Here is a 15,743-nt window from a genome sequence, read left to right on the forward strand (position 1 = left end):
CCTTCAGGATTGATCGTTCAGTGTAGGCGTTTGGGTGGGGAGGCGTAAGTTGCCGTCGTCGCTGCAGTTACAGCGGTGGTATTCGCCGCTGTCGACGTTGTACAGGGTCATGGCACCGCCCCACACGCAACCGGTGTCCAGGGCGATGATGCCGGGCTCGTCGACCTGCCCCTGCAGGGCGGCCCAGTGGCCGAAGATTATCTTCACGTGGCGTGAGCGGCGGCCTTTGTGTGCGTACCAGGGCTTGTAGCCCTTGGGGGCGGTATTCAGGCCTTCCTTGCTCTTGAGGTCGAGCTTGCCCTCGGCGGTGCAGAAGCGCATGCGCGTGAGGCAGTTGGTGATGACCCGCAGGCGTTCGATGCCGCTGAGGTTCTTGCTCCACTTGTTCGGCTCGTTGCCGTACATGCCGTCCAGGTACAGCTTCAGGCGCTCGTCGTCGCGCAGCACTTCCTCGACCTCGGCGGCCAGCTCCAGGGCTTTGCCCAAGGTCCATTGCGGTGGAATGCCGGCGTGAACCAGGGCAATGCCACGGGGTTCGTCGTAATGCAGCAGCTTTTGCTGGCGCAGCCAGTCGAACAGCTGGTCGGCGTCCGGCGCTTCGATGATCTCGCGCAGGGTGTCGCTTTTCTTCAGGCGTTCGACGTTGTGCCAGGCGGCCAGCAGGTGCAGGTCATGGTTGCCCAGCACGCACACCAGCGACTGGCGGATCGAATAAAGGAAGCGCAGAGTTTCCAGTGACTCGGGGCCGCGGTTGACCAGGTCGCCGACCAGCCACAGGCGGTCGACGGCGGGGTTGAAGTTGACCCGTTCGAGCAGGCACTTGAGTGGCTGCAGGCAGCCCTGCAGGTCACCGACGGCGTAGGTAGCCATCAGTGCAGCGCCCCGGGCACCGCCAGGCGGAAGGGGGCGATCTCGGCATCGAAGCGTTTGCCGTCTTCGGCGAACATCTGGTAGCTGCCCTGCATGGTGCCCACGCGGGTGCTGATGACCGCTCCGCTGCTGTAGGTATGGCTCTGGCCCGGGTCGATATTGGGCTGCTGGCCGACCACGCCGGCGCCACGCACCTCCTCGACCTCGCCGTCACCGTTGGTGATCAGCCAGTGGCGCGACAGCAGCTTGGCCTTGAGCGAGCCATTGTTCTGCACGGTGATGGTGTAGGCGAAAGCGAAACGACTGTTTTCGGGGTCGGATTGTTCTTTGAGGTAGCGGGTCACGACGCTGACGTCGATCTGATAGCGGGGGTCGGACATGCAAGGGCCTTGGGCGAACTGACGCAATAATGCAGTCTAGGCCATTGAGAGGGGGAAGGGCCAGCGGTGAGGGGCTTGGGGATTGTGTTGTCTGTCCCGGCCCTTTCGCGGGTAAACCCGCTCCCACCTGGCCGGCATGGGTTTCAAGGCATGCACAGCACCTGTAGGAGCAGCCTTGTGCTGCGAAGAGGCCATTACTGTCGAAGAAAATCTTTCGCCCTACTGGCTTCTTCGCAGCACAAGGCTGCTCCTACAAGGTACTGCGCAGATTTTGAGGGCTGTGGAGTAACTGTGGGAGCCGGCTTGCCGGCGATAGGGCCGGTACAGGAGATATCAGGCTTGTTGGTCAGCCAACTGGTCAGCCAGGCGCACGAAGGCGGCCAGGTCCAGCTGTTCAGGGCGCAGGCTACCGTCCACACCGGCAGCTTCGATGGCCGCGCTGTCGAGCAGGCCTTTCATGGTGTTGCGCAGGGTCTTGCGGCGCTGGTTGAAGGCTTCGCGTACCACCTGCTCCAGCAGCTTTGCGTCCTTGGCCGGGTACGGCAGCACTTCGTGCGGCACCAGGCGGACGATGGCCGAGTCCACTTTCGGCGGCGGGTTGAAGGCGCCAGGGCCAACGTTGAACAGGTGCTCGACCCGGCAGTGGTACTGCACCATGATCGACAGACGCCCCCAGTCACCACCGCCAGGGCCGGCGGCCATGCGCTCGACCACTTCCTTCTGCAACATGAAGTGCATGTCGCGGATCAGCCCGGCATGGCTGAGCAGGTGGAAGATCAGTGGAGTGGAGATGTTGTAGGGCAGGTTGCCCACCACCTTGAGGCTGCGCGGTGGCACGCCCAGCTGGTTGAAGTCGAATTTCAGGGCGTCGCCCTGGTGCAGGCGGAAATTGCTGCGGCCGGCAAACTTGTGCTGCAGGATCGGCACCAGGTCCTTGTCCAGTTCCACCACGTCCAGCTGTGCCCCGCTGCCCAGCAGGCCTTCGGTCAGGGCGCCCTGGCCGGGGCCGATTTCCAGCAGATGTTCGCCGGCCTTGGCGTTGATGGCACGCAGGATGCGGTCGATGATGCCGGCGTCGTGCAGGAAGTTCTGGCCGAAGCGCTTGCGCGCCCGGTGTTGGTATTGCTCGTTCATGGTCGGTTCTCGGCCATCTGGTAGGCGGTTTCCAGCGCGACGCGCAGGCTGCCGGTGTCGACCTTGCCGGTGCCGGCCAGGTCCAGGGCGGTGCCGTGGTCGACTGACGTGCGGATGATCGGCAGGCCCAGGGTCACGTTGACCGCAGCGCCGAAGCCTTTGTACTTGAGTACGGGCAGGCCCTGGTCGTGGTACATCGCCAGCACCGCGTCGCAGTGCTCCAGATATTTGGGGGTAAACAGGGTATCGGCCGGCAGCGGCCCGCGCAGGTCCATGCCTTCGGTGCGCAGGCGGGCCAGGGTCGGCTCGATGATGTCGATTTCCTCGCGGCCCAGGTGGCCGCCCTCGCCCGCGTGCGGGTTGAGGCCGCACACCAGGATGCGCGGGTTGGCAATGCCGAACTTGTCGCGCATGTCGGCATGCAGGATACGGGTTACACGCTCGACGCGCTCGGCAGTGATGGCGTCGGCAATGTCGCGCAGCGGAAGGTGTGTGGTCACCAGGGCCACGCGCAGGCCACGGGTGGCCAGCATCATCACCACTTGCGCGGTGTGGGTCAGCTCGGCAAGGAATTCGGTATGCCCGGAGAAGGCGATACCGCTTTCGTTGATCACGCCCTTGTGTACAGGGGCGGTGATCATCCCGGCGAAGTGCCCGTCCAGGCAGCCTTGCCCGGCACGGGTCAGGGTTTCCAGCACGAACGCGGCATTGGCCTTGTCGAGCTGGCCCGGCACTACCGGGGCCGCCAGGGGGGTATCCCAGACGTACAGGCTACCCGCTGGCGCCGGCTGCTCGGGCCACAGGCCCGGCGCTACCGGCAGCAGGTTGACGGCCAGCCCCAGCTGCGTGGCCCGCTCGGCGAGCAGGTCACGGCTGGTGATGGCGATCAGGGGGTGGGGCTGGGCGTCTGCGGCGAGCAGCAGGCACAGGTCGGGGCCTATGCCGGCCGGCTCGCCGGGGGTGACGGCGAAGCGCAGGGGCTTCACTGGGCGGCCTGGTCAGCGCCAGGCAGCTTGATTTCAACGTAGGCCTCGTCGCGGATCTGGCGCAGCCAGGTCTGCAGCTCTTCGTCGTACTTGCGGTTGCGCAGTACGTTCATGGCCTGTTGCTCACGAGCCTGCTCGGTGCTGTCGGTGGCGCGACGGCCCAGCACTTCCAGGACATGCCAGCCGTACTGGGTCTTGAACGGACGGGTGACTTCGCCTTGGGCGGCGTTGGCCATCTGCTCGCGGAACTCCGGTACCAGGCTGTTCGGGTCAACCCAGTTGAGGTCGCCGCCGTTGAGCGCCGAACCCGGGTCTTCCGAGAAGCTCTTGGCCAGCTCGCCGAAGTCTTCGCCGTTCTTGATGCGCTCGTACAGGCGTTCGGCCAGTTGCTCGGTGGCCGCCTCGCTGCGGATCTCGCTAGGCTTGATCAGGATGTGGCGAACGTGCACTTCGTCACGCAGCACGTTCTCGCTGCCGCCACGCTTCTCCTCGAGCTTGAGGATGATGAAGCCGTTGGGGATGCGGATAGGCTGGGTAATTTCGCCAACCGGCATGCTGCTGAGCATCTTGGCGAAGTCCGGTGGCAGCTGGCCGGCTTTACGCCAGCCCATCTCGCCGCCTTCCAGGGCGTTTTCGCTGGCGGAGCGGGCAATGGCCATCTGGCCGAAGTCCGCGCCCTGCTTGAGCTGCTGGTACACATCGCCAACCTGGCGTGCGGCGGCCTGGATAGCTTCCGAATTGGCCGCTTCCGGGGTCGGGATCAGGATGTTGGCCAGGCGGTACTCTTCCGACATCTGCATCTTGCCAAGGTCGGAGTTGAGGAAGTTCTTCACTTCCTGCTCGGAGACCTGGATACGCTCGGCCACGCGGCGCTGGCGCACGCGGCTGATGATCATCTCGCGCTTGACCTGCTCGCGGGCGTCGTCGAACGACATGCCGTCACGGGCCAGGGCGGCGCGGAACTGCTCCAGTGACATGCCGTTGCGCTGGGCAATGGTGCCCATGGCCTGGTTCAGTTCTTCGTCGGTGATGCGGATGCCGGAGCGCTCGCCGATCTGCAGCTGCAGGTTCTCGACGATCAGGCGTTCCAGTACCTGCTGGTCCAGCGCACCGGCAGGCGGCATGCCGCCGCCGCGCTTGGCGATGGTTTGCTGGACCTCGCGGACACGCTGGTCCAGCTGGCTTTGCATGACCACGTCGTTGTCGACGATGGCCACCACGCGATCAAGAGGTTGCACCGCGGCATGCACCGCGCCACTCAGCAATGCAACGCCCAGCAACGCCGGGCGCAGTCGATCAATAAGCTTGGTCTTCACGTTCACGATAACCTTGAATGCCTTGGTCGAGGAAAGATTCGACCTTGTTGCCGACTACACCACCGAGGCCTTTCAGGACGATCTGAAGGAAGATGCCGTGGTCGCCTTTTTCGTTTGCCGGGAGGGCTTGGCTGAAGTCGTCGTAGTCGATCCAGTAACGGTTGATCAGACGCAGCTTCCAGCAGCAGTTGTCGTACTCGAAACCGCCCATGGCTTCCAGGGTGCGATTGCGGTTGTAGTCATGCTGCCAGCGAGCGATGACGCTCCACTGCGGAACGATCGGCCAGATGACCGAGAAGTCATGCTGCTGGATCTTGTAGTAGTCCTTGATGTAGTTCTCGCTGCCTGGGACGCCGTAGTCGCCACCGCCCACTTTCCAGGTACCGGTCGTGGAGTCGTAGGAGATGGTGTCGTTACGGTAGCGATAACCGAGGTTGACCACTTTGTTCGGGTTGTCTTCAGGCTGGTAATGGAACATCGCGCTGCCCGAGCGGGTGCTGCGGCTGTCCGGGTCCCAGTTGAAGTCCGAATTGAAGCGCCAGTCGCGGTTGAAGTAGTAGTTGTACACCAACGCGTATGGCGACACATCGGACTGCGAGTCGCTGCGGGTACGGTAATCGATACCAGGGAGCTGAACTTTGCGGTCCTTGAAGTAGAAGGCCTGACCGATGCTGAAGTTCTGGCGTTCGAAACCGTTTTCTTCGATCCAGCGGGTGGTTACGCCCAGCGACAGCTTGTTCTCGTCACCGATACGGTCGGTGCCGCTGAAGCGGTTGTCGCGGAATAGCGAATCGTAGCTGAACAGGGTTTCACCCGAGTCGAACAGCGGGATGTCCTTCTGGTCCTTGTACGGGACGTAGAGGTAGTACATACGCGGTTCGAGGGTTTGCTTGTAGTTGGTGCCGAACAGCGAAGTTTTGCGGTCGAAGTACAGGCCGCTGTCCACGCTGAAGATCGGTACGTCGCGGTTCAGCGAGCTGTTGTAGCTGCCGTACGCCGGGTTGGCCGATTGCGCGATAGCCTGGGTTTTACCCTGGCTGTCCAAGTCCAGATCGTAGTGGGTATACGCATACTTCAGCTTGGGGGTCAGGAAGCCGTAGCTGGCTTCCATCGGCAGGCTGATCGATGGTGCGACGTTGAAACGGTTGCCGTTGGCGCGAGCGATGCCGCTGACGTTCTGGTCCAGGCGGCGACCAGGCGCACCCGCCGAAGTGTCGGGAAGGCCATCTTCGTTCAATACGAAGTCGTCTTTCAGGTCACGATCGAAACGGACTGCCTCGGTTTCGTAGGCAATATTGAGCCCACCTGGCTCGTACGGCAGCTTACCGTTGAAGGTAATCTGCGGCAGGCGATCATACGGGGTGATCTTCGAGATGGTCGCCATCTCGTAGGCATGCACATTCAACCGCGCGGTGTAGTTGTCACCACGGTAGGTCAATGCACCCTGCTGGTTCAGCAGGTCCTGGGTTTCAATACCGATCTGGTCGGATTCCAGGTCCTGGAAGTAGAACGGATCGCTGATGTCGGTGTAGTCCACCTCGGTCATCAGGCGCTCGTCCAGCCCGCCCTTGTGCTGCCAGTTGACCATCCAGCGCTGCTCTTTGTAGTCAGTCTGGTCTTTGCGGTCGTCGTTCTTGTCGTTGAGATACGCACCACCGAACTGGCCTTCGCTGGAAGGCGTCAGGTAGCGGAACTCGCCTTCCATCAGCAGGCCGCGCTTGGTCATGTAGCGCGGGTACAACGTGGCGTCGTAGTTCGGCGCCAGGTTGAAGTAGTACGGCGTGACCAGCATGAAGCCGGTGTCGCTGGTGCTGCTGAACGATGGCGGCAGGAAGCCGGACTGGCGACGGTCGTCGATCGGGAAGTAGATGTACGGTGTGTAGAACACCGGGAAATCCTTGACCCGCAGCGTAACGTTGGTCGCGGTACCGAAACCGGTGGCCGGGTTCAGGGTGATGTTGTTGCCCTTCAGCTGCCAGGCGTTGCTGCCCGGTTCGCAGGTGGTGTACGTACCGTCCTTGAGGCGGATGATGGCGTTCTCGCCACGCTTGGCGTACAGGGCACTGCCGCGGATGTGCGACTTGTGCATCACGTATTCGGCGTTGTCGACCTGGGCTTCGCCCGTGTCGAGCTGGATCTGTGCCTCGTCACCGACCACCAGCGAACCGTTGTCACGGATCTTGACGTTGCCCTTGAGCTCGCCACGGTTTTCGGTCTGGTAGAGGTTGGCCTCGTCGGCCTCGGCCTGCATGCTGCCCTGGCGCATCACCACGTCACCGGCGAGGGTAGCGATCTGCTGCTCCTGCTGGTACTTGGATACCTTGGCGTTGATGTAGGTCGGCGACTCGTCCTTCGGCGTGGTGTCGGCCATGCCCGGGCGGGTTGGCTCGATGTAGGCGCCACCGCAGTACGGGCCGGTTTCGGCCAGCTGTGCGGCAGTGAGCTTTTCACGCGGAACCCAGTCCAGGTGGCTGTAGTCTTCGCTACGCGACTTCAGGCCACGGCCTTTGGCCTCGGTGACCAGCATCGGCCGGTCCGCGGTTTCGCCTTCGCTCGCGGCTTCGGTGCCGGTGCTGACGGCAGCACCCTCGTGCACCGGGCGCGGCGGCAGGTTGTTGGCTGGGGTCTTGGGCTTGCAGTCCCAACCACCGGAGGCGGACACTTGGCAGTCGAACTGTTCGGCTGCCACCACGTAAGACGTGGCCAGAGGTTGCAGGGCCAGCAAACCGCCGGTTACCAGCAACGGAAACTTTCTACGAAACGCGGGGGATTTCAATGCCATCTTATTAGTCCGGGCTTCCTGCGTGCCATCTGCCCGCGTGTGGGGCCGCACGCCTCTCGATGGTCTGAAAAAGATGCTGGATAATAAAGCATGACCCGCTTGACGGCTAGGGCCGTCGGAGACCCTTGTAATGCCTGAACACGATGTACGCCTGCAACAACTGACGGTCTGGCTCGATGAGCAGCTCAATGATCTTTTCCGGAAAAACGCCTGGGGCGAAGTGCCCGCAGGCAGCCTGACCGCGGCCAGCAGCGATGCCAGCTTCCGTCGTTACTTTCGCTGGCAGGGCGCCGGCCACAGCTTCGTGATCATGGATGCACCACCTCCGCAGGAAAACTGCCGACCGTTCGTCGCCATCGACCACTTGCTGGCCAGCGCCGGCGTGCATGTGCCGCTGATCCATGCCCAGGACCTGGAGCGTGGCTTCCTGCTACTGGGTGACCTGGGCCACCAGACATACCTTGATATCATTGATGCCGACAACGCCGACGGCCTGTTCGCCGATGCCATCGACGCGTTGCTGGCGTTCCAGCGCCTGCCGATGGACGCGCCGCTGCCCAGCTACGACGATGCGCTGCTGCGCCGTGAAGTCGAGTTGTTCCCGGAGTGGTACGTGGGCCGTGAGCTTGGCCTGGTCTTCAGCGATGCCCAGAAAGCCACCTGGCAACGAATCAGCCAGCTGCTGATCGACAGCGCATTGGCCCAGCCCAAGGTACTGGTGCACCGCGACTACATGCCGCGCAACCTGATGCAGAGCACGCCCAACCCCGGCGTGCTGGACTTCCAGGATGCCGTGTACGGCCCGGTCACCTACGACATCACCTGCCTGTTCAAGGACGCCTTCCTCAGCTGGCCGCAGGCGCGGGTCGAAGGCTGGCTGCGCGACTACTGGCAGAAGGCGCAGGCTGCCGGCATCCCGGTGCAGGCCGACTTCGAGGCGTTCCAGCGTGCCAGCGACCTGATGGGTGTGCAGCGCCACCTGAAGGTGATCGGTATCTTCGCCCGTATCTGCCACCGCGACGGCAAACCCCGTTACTTGGGCGACGTGCCGCGCTTCTTCGCCTATATAGAAGAAGTGATCAGCCGCCGGCCCGAATTGGCGGAGCTGGGTGAGCTGATTGCCGAGTTGCAGGCCGGAGCGCGTGCATGAAGGCAATGATATTGGCAGCGGGCAAAGGCGAGCGCATGCGCCCGCTGACCCTGCACACCCCCAAGCCGCTGGTCCCGGTCGCCGGCCAGCCACTGATCGAGTATCACCTGCGGGCCCTGGCTGCGGCGGGCGTCACCGAGGTGGTGATCAACCATGCCTGGCTCGGCCAGCAGATCGAGGACCACTTGGGTGACGGCAGCCGTTTCGGCCTGAGCATCCGCTATTCGCCCGAAGGCGAGCCGCTGGAAACCGGCGGTGGCATCTTCAAGGCCCTGCCATTGCTGGGTGACGCGCCGTTCCTGTTGGTGAACGGCGATGTCTGGACCGACTACGACTTCGCGCGCCTGCAGGCTCCCCTGCAAGGCCTGGCCCATTTGGTGCTGGTCGATAACCCAGGCCATCACGGCCGCGGCGACTTCCGCCTGGTGGGCGAGCGGGTGGTCGATGGTGATGATGCCCCTGGCACGCTGACCTTCAGCGGCCTTTCGGTGCTGCGCCCGGCGCTGTTCGAAGGCTGCCAGCCTGGCGCCTTCAAGCTGGCGCCGTTGCTGCGCCAGGCCATGGCTGCGGGCCAGGTCAGTGGCGAGCACTACCGTGGGCACTGGGTTGATGTCGGTACTATCGAGCGCCTGGCCGAGGCCGAGCGCCTGATCGGCGAGCGCGCCTGACATGTGGTGGCCAAGCACGGTGATTGGTGCCGGTGCCGGCTTTGCCGTTGCCAGCATCCCCGGGGCCTTGCTCGGCGCGTTGCTCGGCCAGGCCATGGACCGCCGCCTGCGTTTGCAAGGCTGGGAGGACATGCGTGAACGCCTGGGCGGGCGTCCGGCCTTGCAGGACGATGAGTTGCTGTTCGTGATGCTCGGGCGCCTGGCCAAGTGCGATGGCCGGGTGGGCGAGCAGCATATCCAGCAGGCGCGCCAGGAGATGGTGCGCCTGGACCTGGCCGAAGCGGCCCGGCTGCGTGCGATTGCCGCGTTCAACCGTGGCAAGGCGGGCAAGGACCGGCTGAGTGGGCACCTGCGGCGCATTCGCCAGCAGCCGCATGCGGCCGAAGGCACCCTGCGTGCCTGTTGGCGCATGGTCTGGGCCGACGGCAAGATGGGCAACAAGGAGCGTGAACTGCTGCTGGATTGGGGGCAGAAACTGGGCCTGAGCCGGCGGCAGGTGCAAGCCATGTCGCTGGAGTACGAACCACGCAAGGCGGCGGGGCCGGAAGGGGTCGCCATGACCTATGCGGCGGCGTTGCGCTTGCTGGCGGTCGAGGCGGATACCGATGCCGACAAGGTCAAGCAGGCGTATCGTCGGCTGGTCAGCCGGCACCACCCGGACAAGCTGGCGGGCACTGGTGCCAGTGAGGCGCAGGTGCGTGAAGCGACCGAGCGGACCCGGGAGCTGCATCAGGCTTATGCCATGATCCGCAAGCGGCGCGGGCTTTGATGGCCCTATCGCCGGCAAGCCAGCTCCCACAGGTATTGCACAGACCCTGAACACTGTGGGGTACCTGTGGGAGCTGGCTTGCCGGCGATGGGGCCATCATGGCAAACCTTAACCCTGCGGGTTCATCCACCCCCGCACCCGGCGGAACAGTTGCTCCTGCTCGGCCACCTTGTTCCCCGGCATGGCAATCAGCGACAACTGCCGGTACTGGCTGTCCTTCTGCCGCTTGCTGGCCTGCAGGCGCTGCCCGGCAGCATTGCGGTCAGCGCTGCGGGTGGCGTAGTAGATGTCGGCAGTCGGCACTTTCAAGGTCGGCGCCAGGCTTTCCAGGTCATGCTCCACGCGCGCCGGTGTCTGCGCGGCAACCATCACCAGTTTCTGCACCTGCGGTGGCTGTTTCTCGCTCAGGTAGCGGGCCGCCCAATACGCGCCGCTGCCATGACCGATCAGCACGATGCTGCGGGCGTTGTGCTGCTGGGCAAAGGCCACCGCAGCATCCAGGCGGGCGAAAATGCGCTCGGCATCGGCCGGGTCGGTTTGCTCGCTGGCCTGTTTGGCGTCAGTGCTCTCCGCGGTGTCGGCATCGGCTGCGGTAGCCTGGGCAACGTTGGCATTGGCATCGGCCGGCACGTCCTTGGCCGGGGCGCTTTCGCCGTTGTCTGGCTGCGGCTCGGCAGCCGGCTTGGCCTCGACCCGCGCCTGCGGGCTGTCGGCAAGCAGGTCGGGCAGGCTGATGCTCAGGCTGTGCCAGCCGATATCGGGGAACTTCTGCCGCAGCGGGCCGACCGCATTTGGCCAGTCAGCGGTTTCGCCAGCCCCCGGGACGATGATTACCGCCCCCTGCGGGTCGCTGTCGTTGGCCGGTTTCCACAGGGCCAGGAAGCTGTCGGCACCGGCCTGCAGGGTCTGCTGTTCGGCCTTGGGCACCAGCCGCTCCAGCGCCTGGGCGTCCTCCTGGCTGCGCTCCAGCAGCGGCGGGCGAGGGGCTTGGGCAGCGGGTGCCTCGGTGGTGGTGGATGGTTTTTCGGCATCGGCGGCCAGGGCGCCGAGTGGAAGGATCGAGGCCAGGCAGCACATTGCCAGCGTCGTGCGATAAAGTGTGGACATGAGTCAACCCAGGGCCAGAATGATACCGGCAGCCTAATAGTATTTGCCCGTGACGGCCATGCTGCATGGCCGCCTTGCCAAGACGAGCGTGTAGATGAAGCGAGTGCGTCGCCTGTTGGTTATCGGCTGCTTTTGGCTGCCCTTGATTGCATTGGCCAGACCCGAAGCGGTGCCCACGGTTGCCCTGGAACCGGCCCAGCAGCAATGGCTGGATACGCACCGCAGCCTGCGTGTCGGCCTGGTGTTGCAGGCGCCCTACGCTCAGTTCGACCGGCGCCTGCAGCAGCTGTACGGGGCCAACGTGGAACTGGTGAGCAGCCTGGCGCAGGCGCTGCGGCTGGACCTTACCTGGCGCAACTTCGCCGACCAGGCCAGCCTCGAGCATGCCCTGCAGGCCGGCGAAATCGACTTTGCCCCGGGGCTTACCCAGACCCCTGCCAGCCTGCGTCTGTGGCTGTTCAGCGACCCTTACATGCGCGTGCCGCAACTGGTGGTTGGGCCGCGCACCGGGACCATGGCCGTGGAACTGGAAACGCTCGAGGCCGAGCAGCGGGTGGCGGTGCGCATGCCCAGCCAGCTGGCGGACTACCTGCGTGGTAACTACAGCAACCTCAACCTGCAAGGGGTGCCCAACGAGCGCGAGGCCCTGCAACTGGTGGTGGGCGGCCAGGCCAGTTTCGCAGTGCTGGACGAAGCCCAGCTCAGCCGCCTGTCGCGCGAGAGCGAGTTCGGCGAACTGGCGGTGGTCGGCGATATCGGCCTGCCGCAACTGTTGCGCATCGGTTCGCGGCGCGACTGGCCGCTGCTGGCCGATGTGCTCGAGCGTGGCCTGCAGGCACTGCCGGCCAAGGAACTGGAGCAACTGCACCAGCGTTGGCTGCAGCCAAAGTACCCACGCCTGAGCGAGTCGACAGGGTTCTGGAAGAACCTGGCCCTGCTGTTCGGCTTGCTGCTGTTGTGCGCGCTGGCCACCCTGGTGTGGCAGCGTCGGCAACAGCGCCAGCTGGAGCGCAGCCTGCTGGCCACGCGCGAAAGCCTGGTGGAGCGGCAGGTGCGCGAAGAAGCGTTGCGCCTGAGCCAGTTTGCCATCGACCAGAGCACGGTGGGCATCCTCTGGGTCAACTGGGACAGCCACGTACGCTACGCCAACCATGCCGCCGAGCGCATGCTGGGCTATGGCGAAGGCGCGCTGCTGGAGCGGCCGCTGAGCGACTTTGAACCCAGCCTGACCATGGACCGCTGGCTGGAGCTGTGGAAGGGCGCGCGCACCGGGGCGGGCGGTGTCGGCCAGTTCGAGACGCAGTGCCGCCGGGCTGACCACAGCCTGCTGCCGGTCGAGCTGTCGCTGAGTTTTCTGCGCTTTCGTGACTCCGAGTACCTGGTGGTGTACCTCGCCGATGTCACCGAGCGCCACCGCGCCCTGGCGGCCCTGCGCGAAAGCGAGGCGCGGCTCAAGGGCATTGCCGGCAACGTGCCGGGGTTGGTGTTCCGCCTGGAGCGCGACCCGGCCGAGGGCGACCTGGAATTCCCCTACATCAGCGAGGGCAGCGAGGCCTTGGTGGGCTATTCGCCCAGCGAGATCCAGCACCCGCAGATGGGCCTGCGCAACCTGGTACATCCCGAGGACCGCGCCGATTACCACCGAGTGCAGGACCTGGCCCTGGCCAGTGACCAGGACTGGTCCTGGCAGGGGCGCATCCTCACCCGCCAGGGTGAACAGCGCTGGGCCGACATCAAGGCCAGCACCCGGCGCCTGGGCAACGGCCAGGTGGTGTGGGACGGCGTGGTGTGGGACATCACCCAGGGCAAGCGGGCCGAGTTGGCGCTGGCCAGGTCCCAGGAGCAGCTACGCGAACTGTCGGCCCACCTGGAGAGCGTGCGTGAGGAAGAAAAGGCCCGCATTGCCCGGGAAGTGCACGATGAACTGGGGCAGATGCTGACCGTGCTCAAGCTGGAGGTGTCGATGTGCGAGCTGGCCTTCGCCGAGCTGGACCCGGGCCTGAACGAGCGCCTGACCAGCATGAAGCGCCTGATCGCCCAACTGTTCCAGCTGGTGCGCGACGTGGCCACCGCCTTGCGCCCGCCGATTCTCGATGCCGGCATCGCCTCGGCCATCGAATGGCAGGCGCGGCGTTTTGAAGCACGCACGCAGATCCCCTGCCTGGTGCAAGTACCGGATAATCTGCCAGCATTGAGCGACGCCAAGGCCACCGGGCTGTTCCGTATCCTCCAGGAGGCGCTGACCAACGTGATGCGCCATGCCCAGGCGCACAGCGTGGAGATCGAACTGGTGCGTGAGCACGGGCAATTGCGCATGACTGTCAGCGATGACGGCCAGGGCTTTTGCCGCGACCAGCCCCGGCCGACCTCGTTCGGCCTGGTAGGGGTGCGTGAGCGGGTGCTGATGCTGGGCGGCAGCATGGCGCTGGACAGTGAACCGGGCGAAGGCACCAGCCTGAGCGTGGCCATACCGTTGGAGTAGGAGAGCGATCGTGATTCGAGTGCTGGTGGCCGAAGACCACACCATTGTCCGCGAGGGCATCAAGCAGTTGATTGGCCTGGCCAAGGACATGCAGGTGGCGGGGGAGGCCGGTAACGGTGAGCAGTTGCTGGAAACCCTGCGCCACACGCCGTGCGAGGTGGTGCTGCTGGATATCTCGATGCCGGGTGTGAATGGCCTGGAGGCGATCCCGCGGATCCGCGCGTTGCACGACGCCCCGGCGATCCTGATGCTGTCGATGCACGATGAAGCGCAGATGGCGGCGCGGGCGCTGAAGGCCGGGGCGGCGGGCTATGCCACCAAGGACAGCGACCCGGCGCTGTTGCTGACCGCAATTCGCCGGGTTGCCGCTGGCGGGCGTTATATCGACCCGGCGCTGGCCGACCGCATGGTCTTCGAAGTGGGCCTGACGGAGTCGCGGCCGTTGCACACGCTGCTGTCCGAGCGGGAGTTTTCGGTGTTCGAACGCCTGGCCCAGGGCGCCAACGTCAACGACATTGCCCAGCAGCTGGCGCTGTCGAGCAAGACCATCAGCACCCACAAGGCGCGCCTGATGCAGAAGCTGAAAGTGAACTCGCTGGCTGAACTGGTGAAGTACGCGATGGAGCACAAGCTGGTCTGAATGCGACATGCCTGTTCTCGGAACTTGCCGAGGTCCCTGTGGGAGCGGGCGTGCCCGCGAAAGGGCCTGACCTGCCGATCTCTATGGCTGAACCGGCCCCTTCGCGGGCATGCCCGCTCCCACAGGTTTGGCGGGTGGCTCGGATGAGCATTCCAAACCCGCCATCTTTGTAGGGGAATCCCTACAACAAATCTTCCATCCGGATGATGGCATTCTCTCAGCACCCCCGATTTTCCGGCGCTTGCCGCTTGTCTAGTCTTTGCCTACGCAGTCATCCAACAAGAAGGTGCAGGCATGAGCGAGGCGAAGTCGAACGCTGCAACCAGCGAAACGCTGGTCAGCTTCCGTGGTGTGCAGAAGAGCTACGACGGCGAGTCGCTGATCGTCAAAGACCTCAACCTGGATATTCGCAAGGGCGAGTTCCTCACCCTGCTTGGCCCGTCCGGCTCGGGCAAGACCACCAGCCTGATGATGCTGGCCGGCTTCGAAACCCCCACCGCCGGTGAAATCCAGCTGGCCGGGCGCTCGATCAACAACGTGCCGCCGCACAAGCGCGACATCGGCATGGTGTTCCAGAACTACGCGCTGTTCCCGCACATGACCGTGGCCGAGAACCTGGCCTTCCCGCTGACCGTGCGCAACCTGAGCAAGACCGACATCAGCGAGCGGGTCAAGCGGGTGCTGAACATGGTCCAGCTCGATGCCTTCGCCAAGCGTTACCCCGGCCAGCTGTCCGGCGGCCAGCAGCAGCGTGTGGCCCTGGCCCGGGCACTGGTGTTCGAGCCGCAGCTGGTGCTGATGGACGAACCGCTGGGCGCGCTGGACAAGCAGCTGCGCGAGCACATGCAGATGGAGATCAAGCACATCCACCAGCGCCTGGGCGTGACCGTGGTGTACGTGACCCACGACCAGGGCGAAGCGCTGACCATGTCCGACCGGGTGGCCGTGTTCCACCAGGGTGAAATCCAGCAGATCGCCGACCCGCGCACGCTGTACGAAGAACCCTGCAACACCTTCGTCGCCAACTTCATCGGCGAGAACAACCGCATCAACGGCACTTTGCTGGCCAGTGATGGCAAGCGCTGCCAGGTGCAGTTGCCACGTGGCGAGCGGGTCGAGGCGCTGGCGGTGAATGTCGGCCAGGCCGGCGAGCCGGTGACCCTGTCGATCCGCCCAGAGCGCGTGCGCCTGAACGGCCACAGCGAGAGCTGCGTGAACCGCTTCTCGGGCCGGGTGGCCGAATTCATTTACCTGGGCGACCACGTGCGGGTGCGCCTGGAAGTTTGCGGCAAGGGCGACTTCTTCGTGAAACAGCCGATTGCCGAGCTCGACCCGGCCCTGGCCGTGGGCGATGTGGTACCGCTGGGCTGGGAGGTGGAGCACGCCCGCGCGCTCGATCCGATTGCCGAAGCCCATTGATGGATTGCTTCACCAACCCTGTACTGTGGAGAGAATAATA

At 64.5% G+C, this 15,743-nt stretch carries 13 protein-coding genes; 6 read left to right on the top strand and 7 right to left on the bottom strand.

Annotated features, from left to right (window positions below; translation table 11 throughout):
- Positions 1 to 3: 3 nt before the first annotated feature.
- From CAG34_RS17025 to CAG34_RS17050, 6 genes are all read right to left on the bottom strand, one after another.
- Positions 4 to 870 carry a symmetrical bis(5'-nucleosyl)-tetraphosphatase gene (locus CAG34_RS17025; protein WP_085591383.1) on the bottom strand — a complete coding sequence of 289 codons (867 nt, stop codon included), beginning with the start codon at positions 868 to 870 and terminating at the stop codon, positions 4 to 6.
- On the bottom strand, positions 870 to 1,250 hold the full coding sequence (gene apaG, locus CAG34_RS17030; RefSeq protein WP_012270198.1) for a Co2+/Mg2+ efflux protein ApaG: 381 nt from the start codon (positions 1,248 to 1,250) through the stop codon (positions 870 to 872). The genes CAG34_RS17025 and apaG overlap by 1 nt, the downstream gene beginning before the upstream one ends.
- A gap of 333 nt (positions 1,251 to 1,583) precedes the next feature.
- A complete protein-coding gene (gene rsmA, locus CAG34_RS17035; protein WP_025337458.1) occupies positions 1,584 to 2,384 on the bottom strand; it encodes a 16S rRNA (adenine(1518)-N(6)/adenine(1519)-N(6))-dimethyltransferase RsmA in 801 nt (266 codons plus the stop codon).
- Positions 2,381 to 3,370, bottom strand: a complete 990-nt coding sequence (gene pdxA, locus CAG34_RS17040) for a 4-hydroxythreonine-4-phosphate dehydrogenase PdxA (RefSeq protein ID WP_075044408.1) — start codon at positions 3,368 to 3,370, stop codon at positions 2,381 to 2,383. The genes rsmA and pdxA overlap by 4 nt, the downstream gene beginning before the upstream one ends.
- Entirely contained in the window at positions 3,367 to 4,686 is a 1,320-nt protein-coding gene (locus CAG34_RS17045; RefSeq protein ID WP_085591413.1) for a peptidylprolyl isomerase, read from the bottom strand. Before CAG34_RS17045 ends, pdxA begins: the two co-directional genes overlap by 4 nt.
- Positions 4,667 to 7,468 carry an LPS-assembly protein LptD gene (locus tag CAG34_RS17050; RefSeq protein WP_085591385.1) on the bottom strand — a complete coding sequence of 934 codons (2,802 nt, stop codon included), beginning with the start codon at positions 7,466 to 7,468 and terminating at the stop codon, positions 4,667 to 4,669. Before CAG34_RS17050 ends, CAG34_RS17045 begins: the two co-directional genes overlap by 20 nt.
- Before the next feature lie 130 nt (positions 7,469 to 7,598).
- Here CAG34_RS17050 and CAG34_RS17055 point away from each other — a divergent pair, with 130 nt between their 5' ends.
- The 3 genes from CAG34_RS17055 to CAG34_RS17065 are packed head-to-tail and all read left to right on the top strand — an operon-like array spanning position 7,599 to position 10,055.
- Positions 7,599 to 8,618: an aminoglycoside phosphotransferase family protein gene (locus CAG34_RS17055; RefSeq protein WP_085591387.1), complete on the top strand. Its 1,020-nt coding sequence runs from the start codon at positions 7,599 to 7,601 to the stop codon at positions 8,616 to 8,618.
- Positions 8,615 to 9,286, top strand: a complete 672-nt coding sequence (gene murU / locus CAG34_RS17060) for an N-acetylmuramate alpha-1-phosphate uridylyltransferase MurU (protein WP_085591389.1) — start codon at positions 8,615 to 8,617, stop codon at positions 9,284 to 9,286. Before CAG34_RS17055 ends, murU begins: the two co-directional genes overlap by 4 nt.
- Position 9,287: 1 nt before the next feature.
- On the top strand, positions 9,288 to 10,055 hold the full coding sequence (locus CAG34_RS17065) for a TerB family tellurite resistance protein (protein ID WP_025337464.1): 768 nt from the start codon (positions 9,288 to 9,290) through the stop codon (positions 10,053 to 10,055).
- A 108-nt stretch (positions 10,056 to 10,163) separates the two neighbouring features.
- Here the strand turns inward: CAG34_RS17065 and CAG34_RS17070 are convergent, their stop codons facing one another.
- Positions 10,164 to 11,162 (bottom strand): alpha/beta hydrolase family protein, encoded by a 999-nt coding sequence (locus CAG34_RS17070; RefSeq protein WP_085591391.1) that lies wholly within the window; start codon positions 11,160 to 11,162, stop codon positions 10,164 to 10,166.
- A gap of 94 nt (positions 11,163 to 11,256) precedes the next feature.
- Here CAG34_RS17070 and CAG34_RS17075 point away from each other — a divergent pair, with 94 nt between their 5' ends.
- The 3 genes from CAG34_RS17075 (at position 11,257) to CAG34_RS17085 (ending at position 15,703) form a co-directional block, all read left to right on the top strand.
- Complete coding sequence (locus CAG34_RS17075; RefSeq protein ID WP_085591393.1) at positions 11,257 to 13,644, top strand: PAS domain S-box protein; 2,388 nt, start codon at positions 11,257 to 11,259, stop codon at positions 13,642 to 13,644.
- 7 nt (positions 13,645 to 13,651) lie between these two features.
- Positions 13,652 to 14,284 (top strand): response regulator transcription factor, encoded by a 633-nt coding sequence (locus tag CAG34_RS17080; RefSeq protein ID WP_170929296.1) that lies wholly within the window; start codon positions 13,652 to 13,654, stop codon positions 14,282 to 14,284.
- A 294-nt stretch (positions 14,285 to 14,578) separates the two neighbouring features.
- Positions 14,579 to 15,703, top strand: coding sequence for an ABC transporter ATP-binding protein (locus CAG34_RS17085; protein ID WP_012270208.1), 1,125 nt, complete (start codon positions 14,579 to 14,581; stop codon positions 15,701 to 15,703).
- The last annotated feature ends 40 nt before the right edge of the window (positions 15,704 to 15,743 follow it).

Source organism: Pseudomonas sp. B14(2017) (assembly GCF_002113255.1).
Lineage (GTDB): Bacteria > Pseudomonadota > Gammaproteobacteria > Pseudomonadales > Pseudomonadaceae > Aquipseudomonas > Aquipseudomonas putida_Z.

What these genes read in the sequence shown, in the direction of transcription:
- apaG (WP_012270198.1), bottom strand. Translation starts at nt 1,250, where the DNA reads ATGTCCGACCCCCGCTATCAGATCGACGTCAGCGTCGTGACCCGCTAC.
- CAG34_RS17055 (WP_085591387.1), top strand. Translation starts at nt 7,599, where the DNA reads ATGCCTGAACACGATGTACGCCTGCAACAACTGACGGTCTGGCTCGAT.
- CAG34_RS17050 (WP_085591385.1), bottom strand. Translation starts at nt 7,468, where the DNA reads ATGGCATTGAAATCCCCCGCGTTTCGTAGAAAGTTTCCGTTGCTGGTA.
- murU (WP_085591389.1), top strand. Translation starts at nt 8,615, where the DNA reads ATGAAGGCAATGATATTGGCAGCGGGCAAAGGCGAGCGCATGCGCCCG.
- CAG34_RS17075 (WP_085591393.1), top strand. Translation starts at nt 11,257, where the DNA reads ATGAAGCGAGTGCGTCGCCTGTTGGTTATCGGCTGCTTTTGGCTGCCC.
- CAG34_RS17085 (WP_012270208.1), top strand. Translation starts at nt 14,579, where the DNA reads ATGAGCGAGGCGAAGTCGAACGCTGCAACCAGCGAAACGCTGGTCAGC.
- rsmA (WP_025337458.1), bottom strand. Translation starts at nt 2,384, where the DNA reads ATGAACGAGCAATACCAACACCGGGCGCGCAAGCGCTTCGGCCAGAAC.
- CAG34_RS17065 (WP_025337464.1), top strand. Translation starts at nt 9,288, where the DNA reads ATGTGGTGGCCAAGCACGGTGATTGGTGCCGGTGCCGGCTTTGCCGTT.
- CAG34_RS17070 (WP_085591391.1), bottom strand. Translation starts at nt 11,162, where the DNA reads ATGTCCACACTTTATCGCACGACGCTGGCAATGTGCTGCCTGGCCTCG.
- CAG34_RS17025 (WP_085591383.1), bottom strand. Translation starts at nt 870, where the DNA reads ATGGCTACCTACGCCGTCGGTGACCTGCAGGGCTGCCTGCAGCCACTC.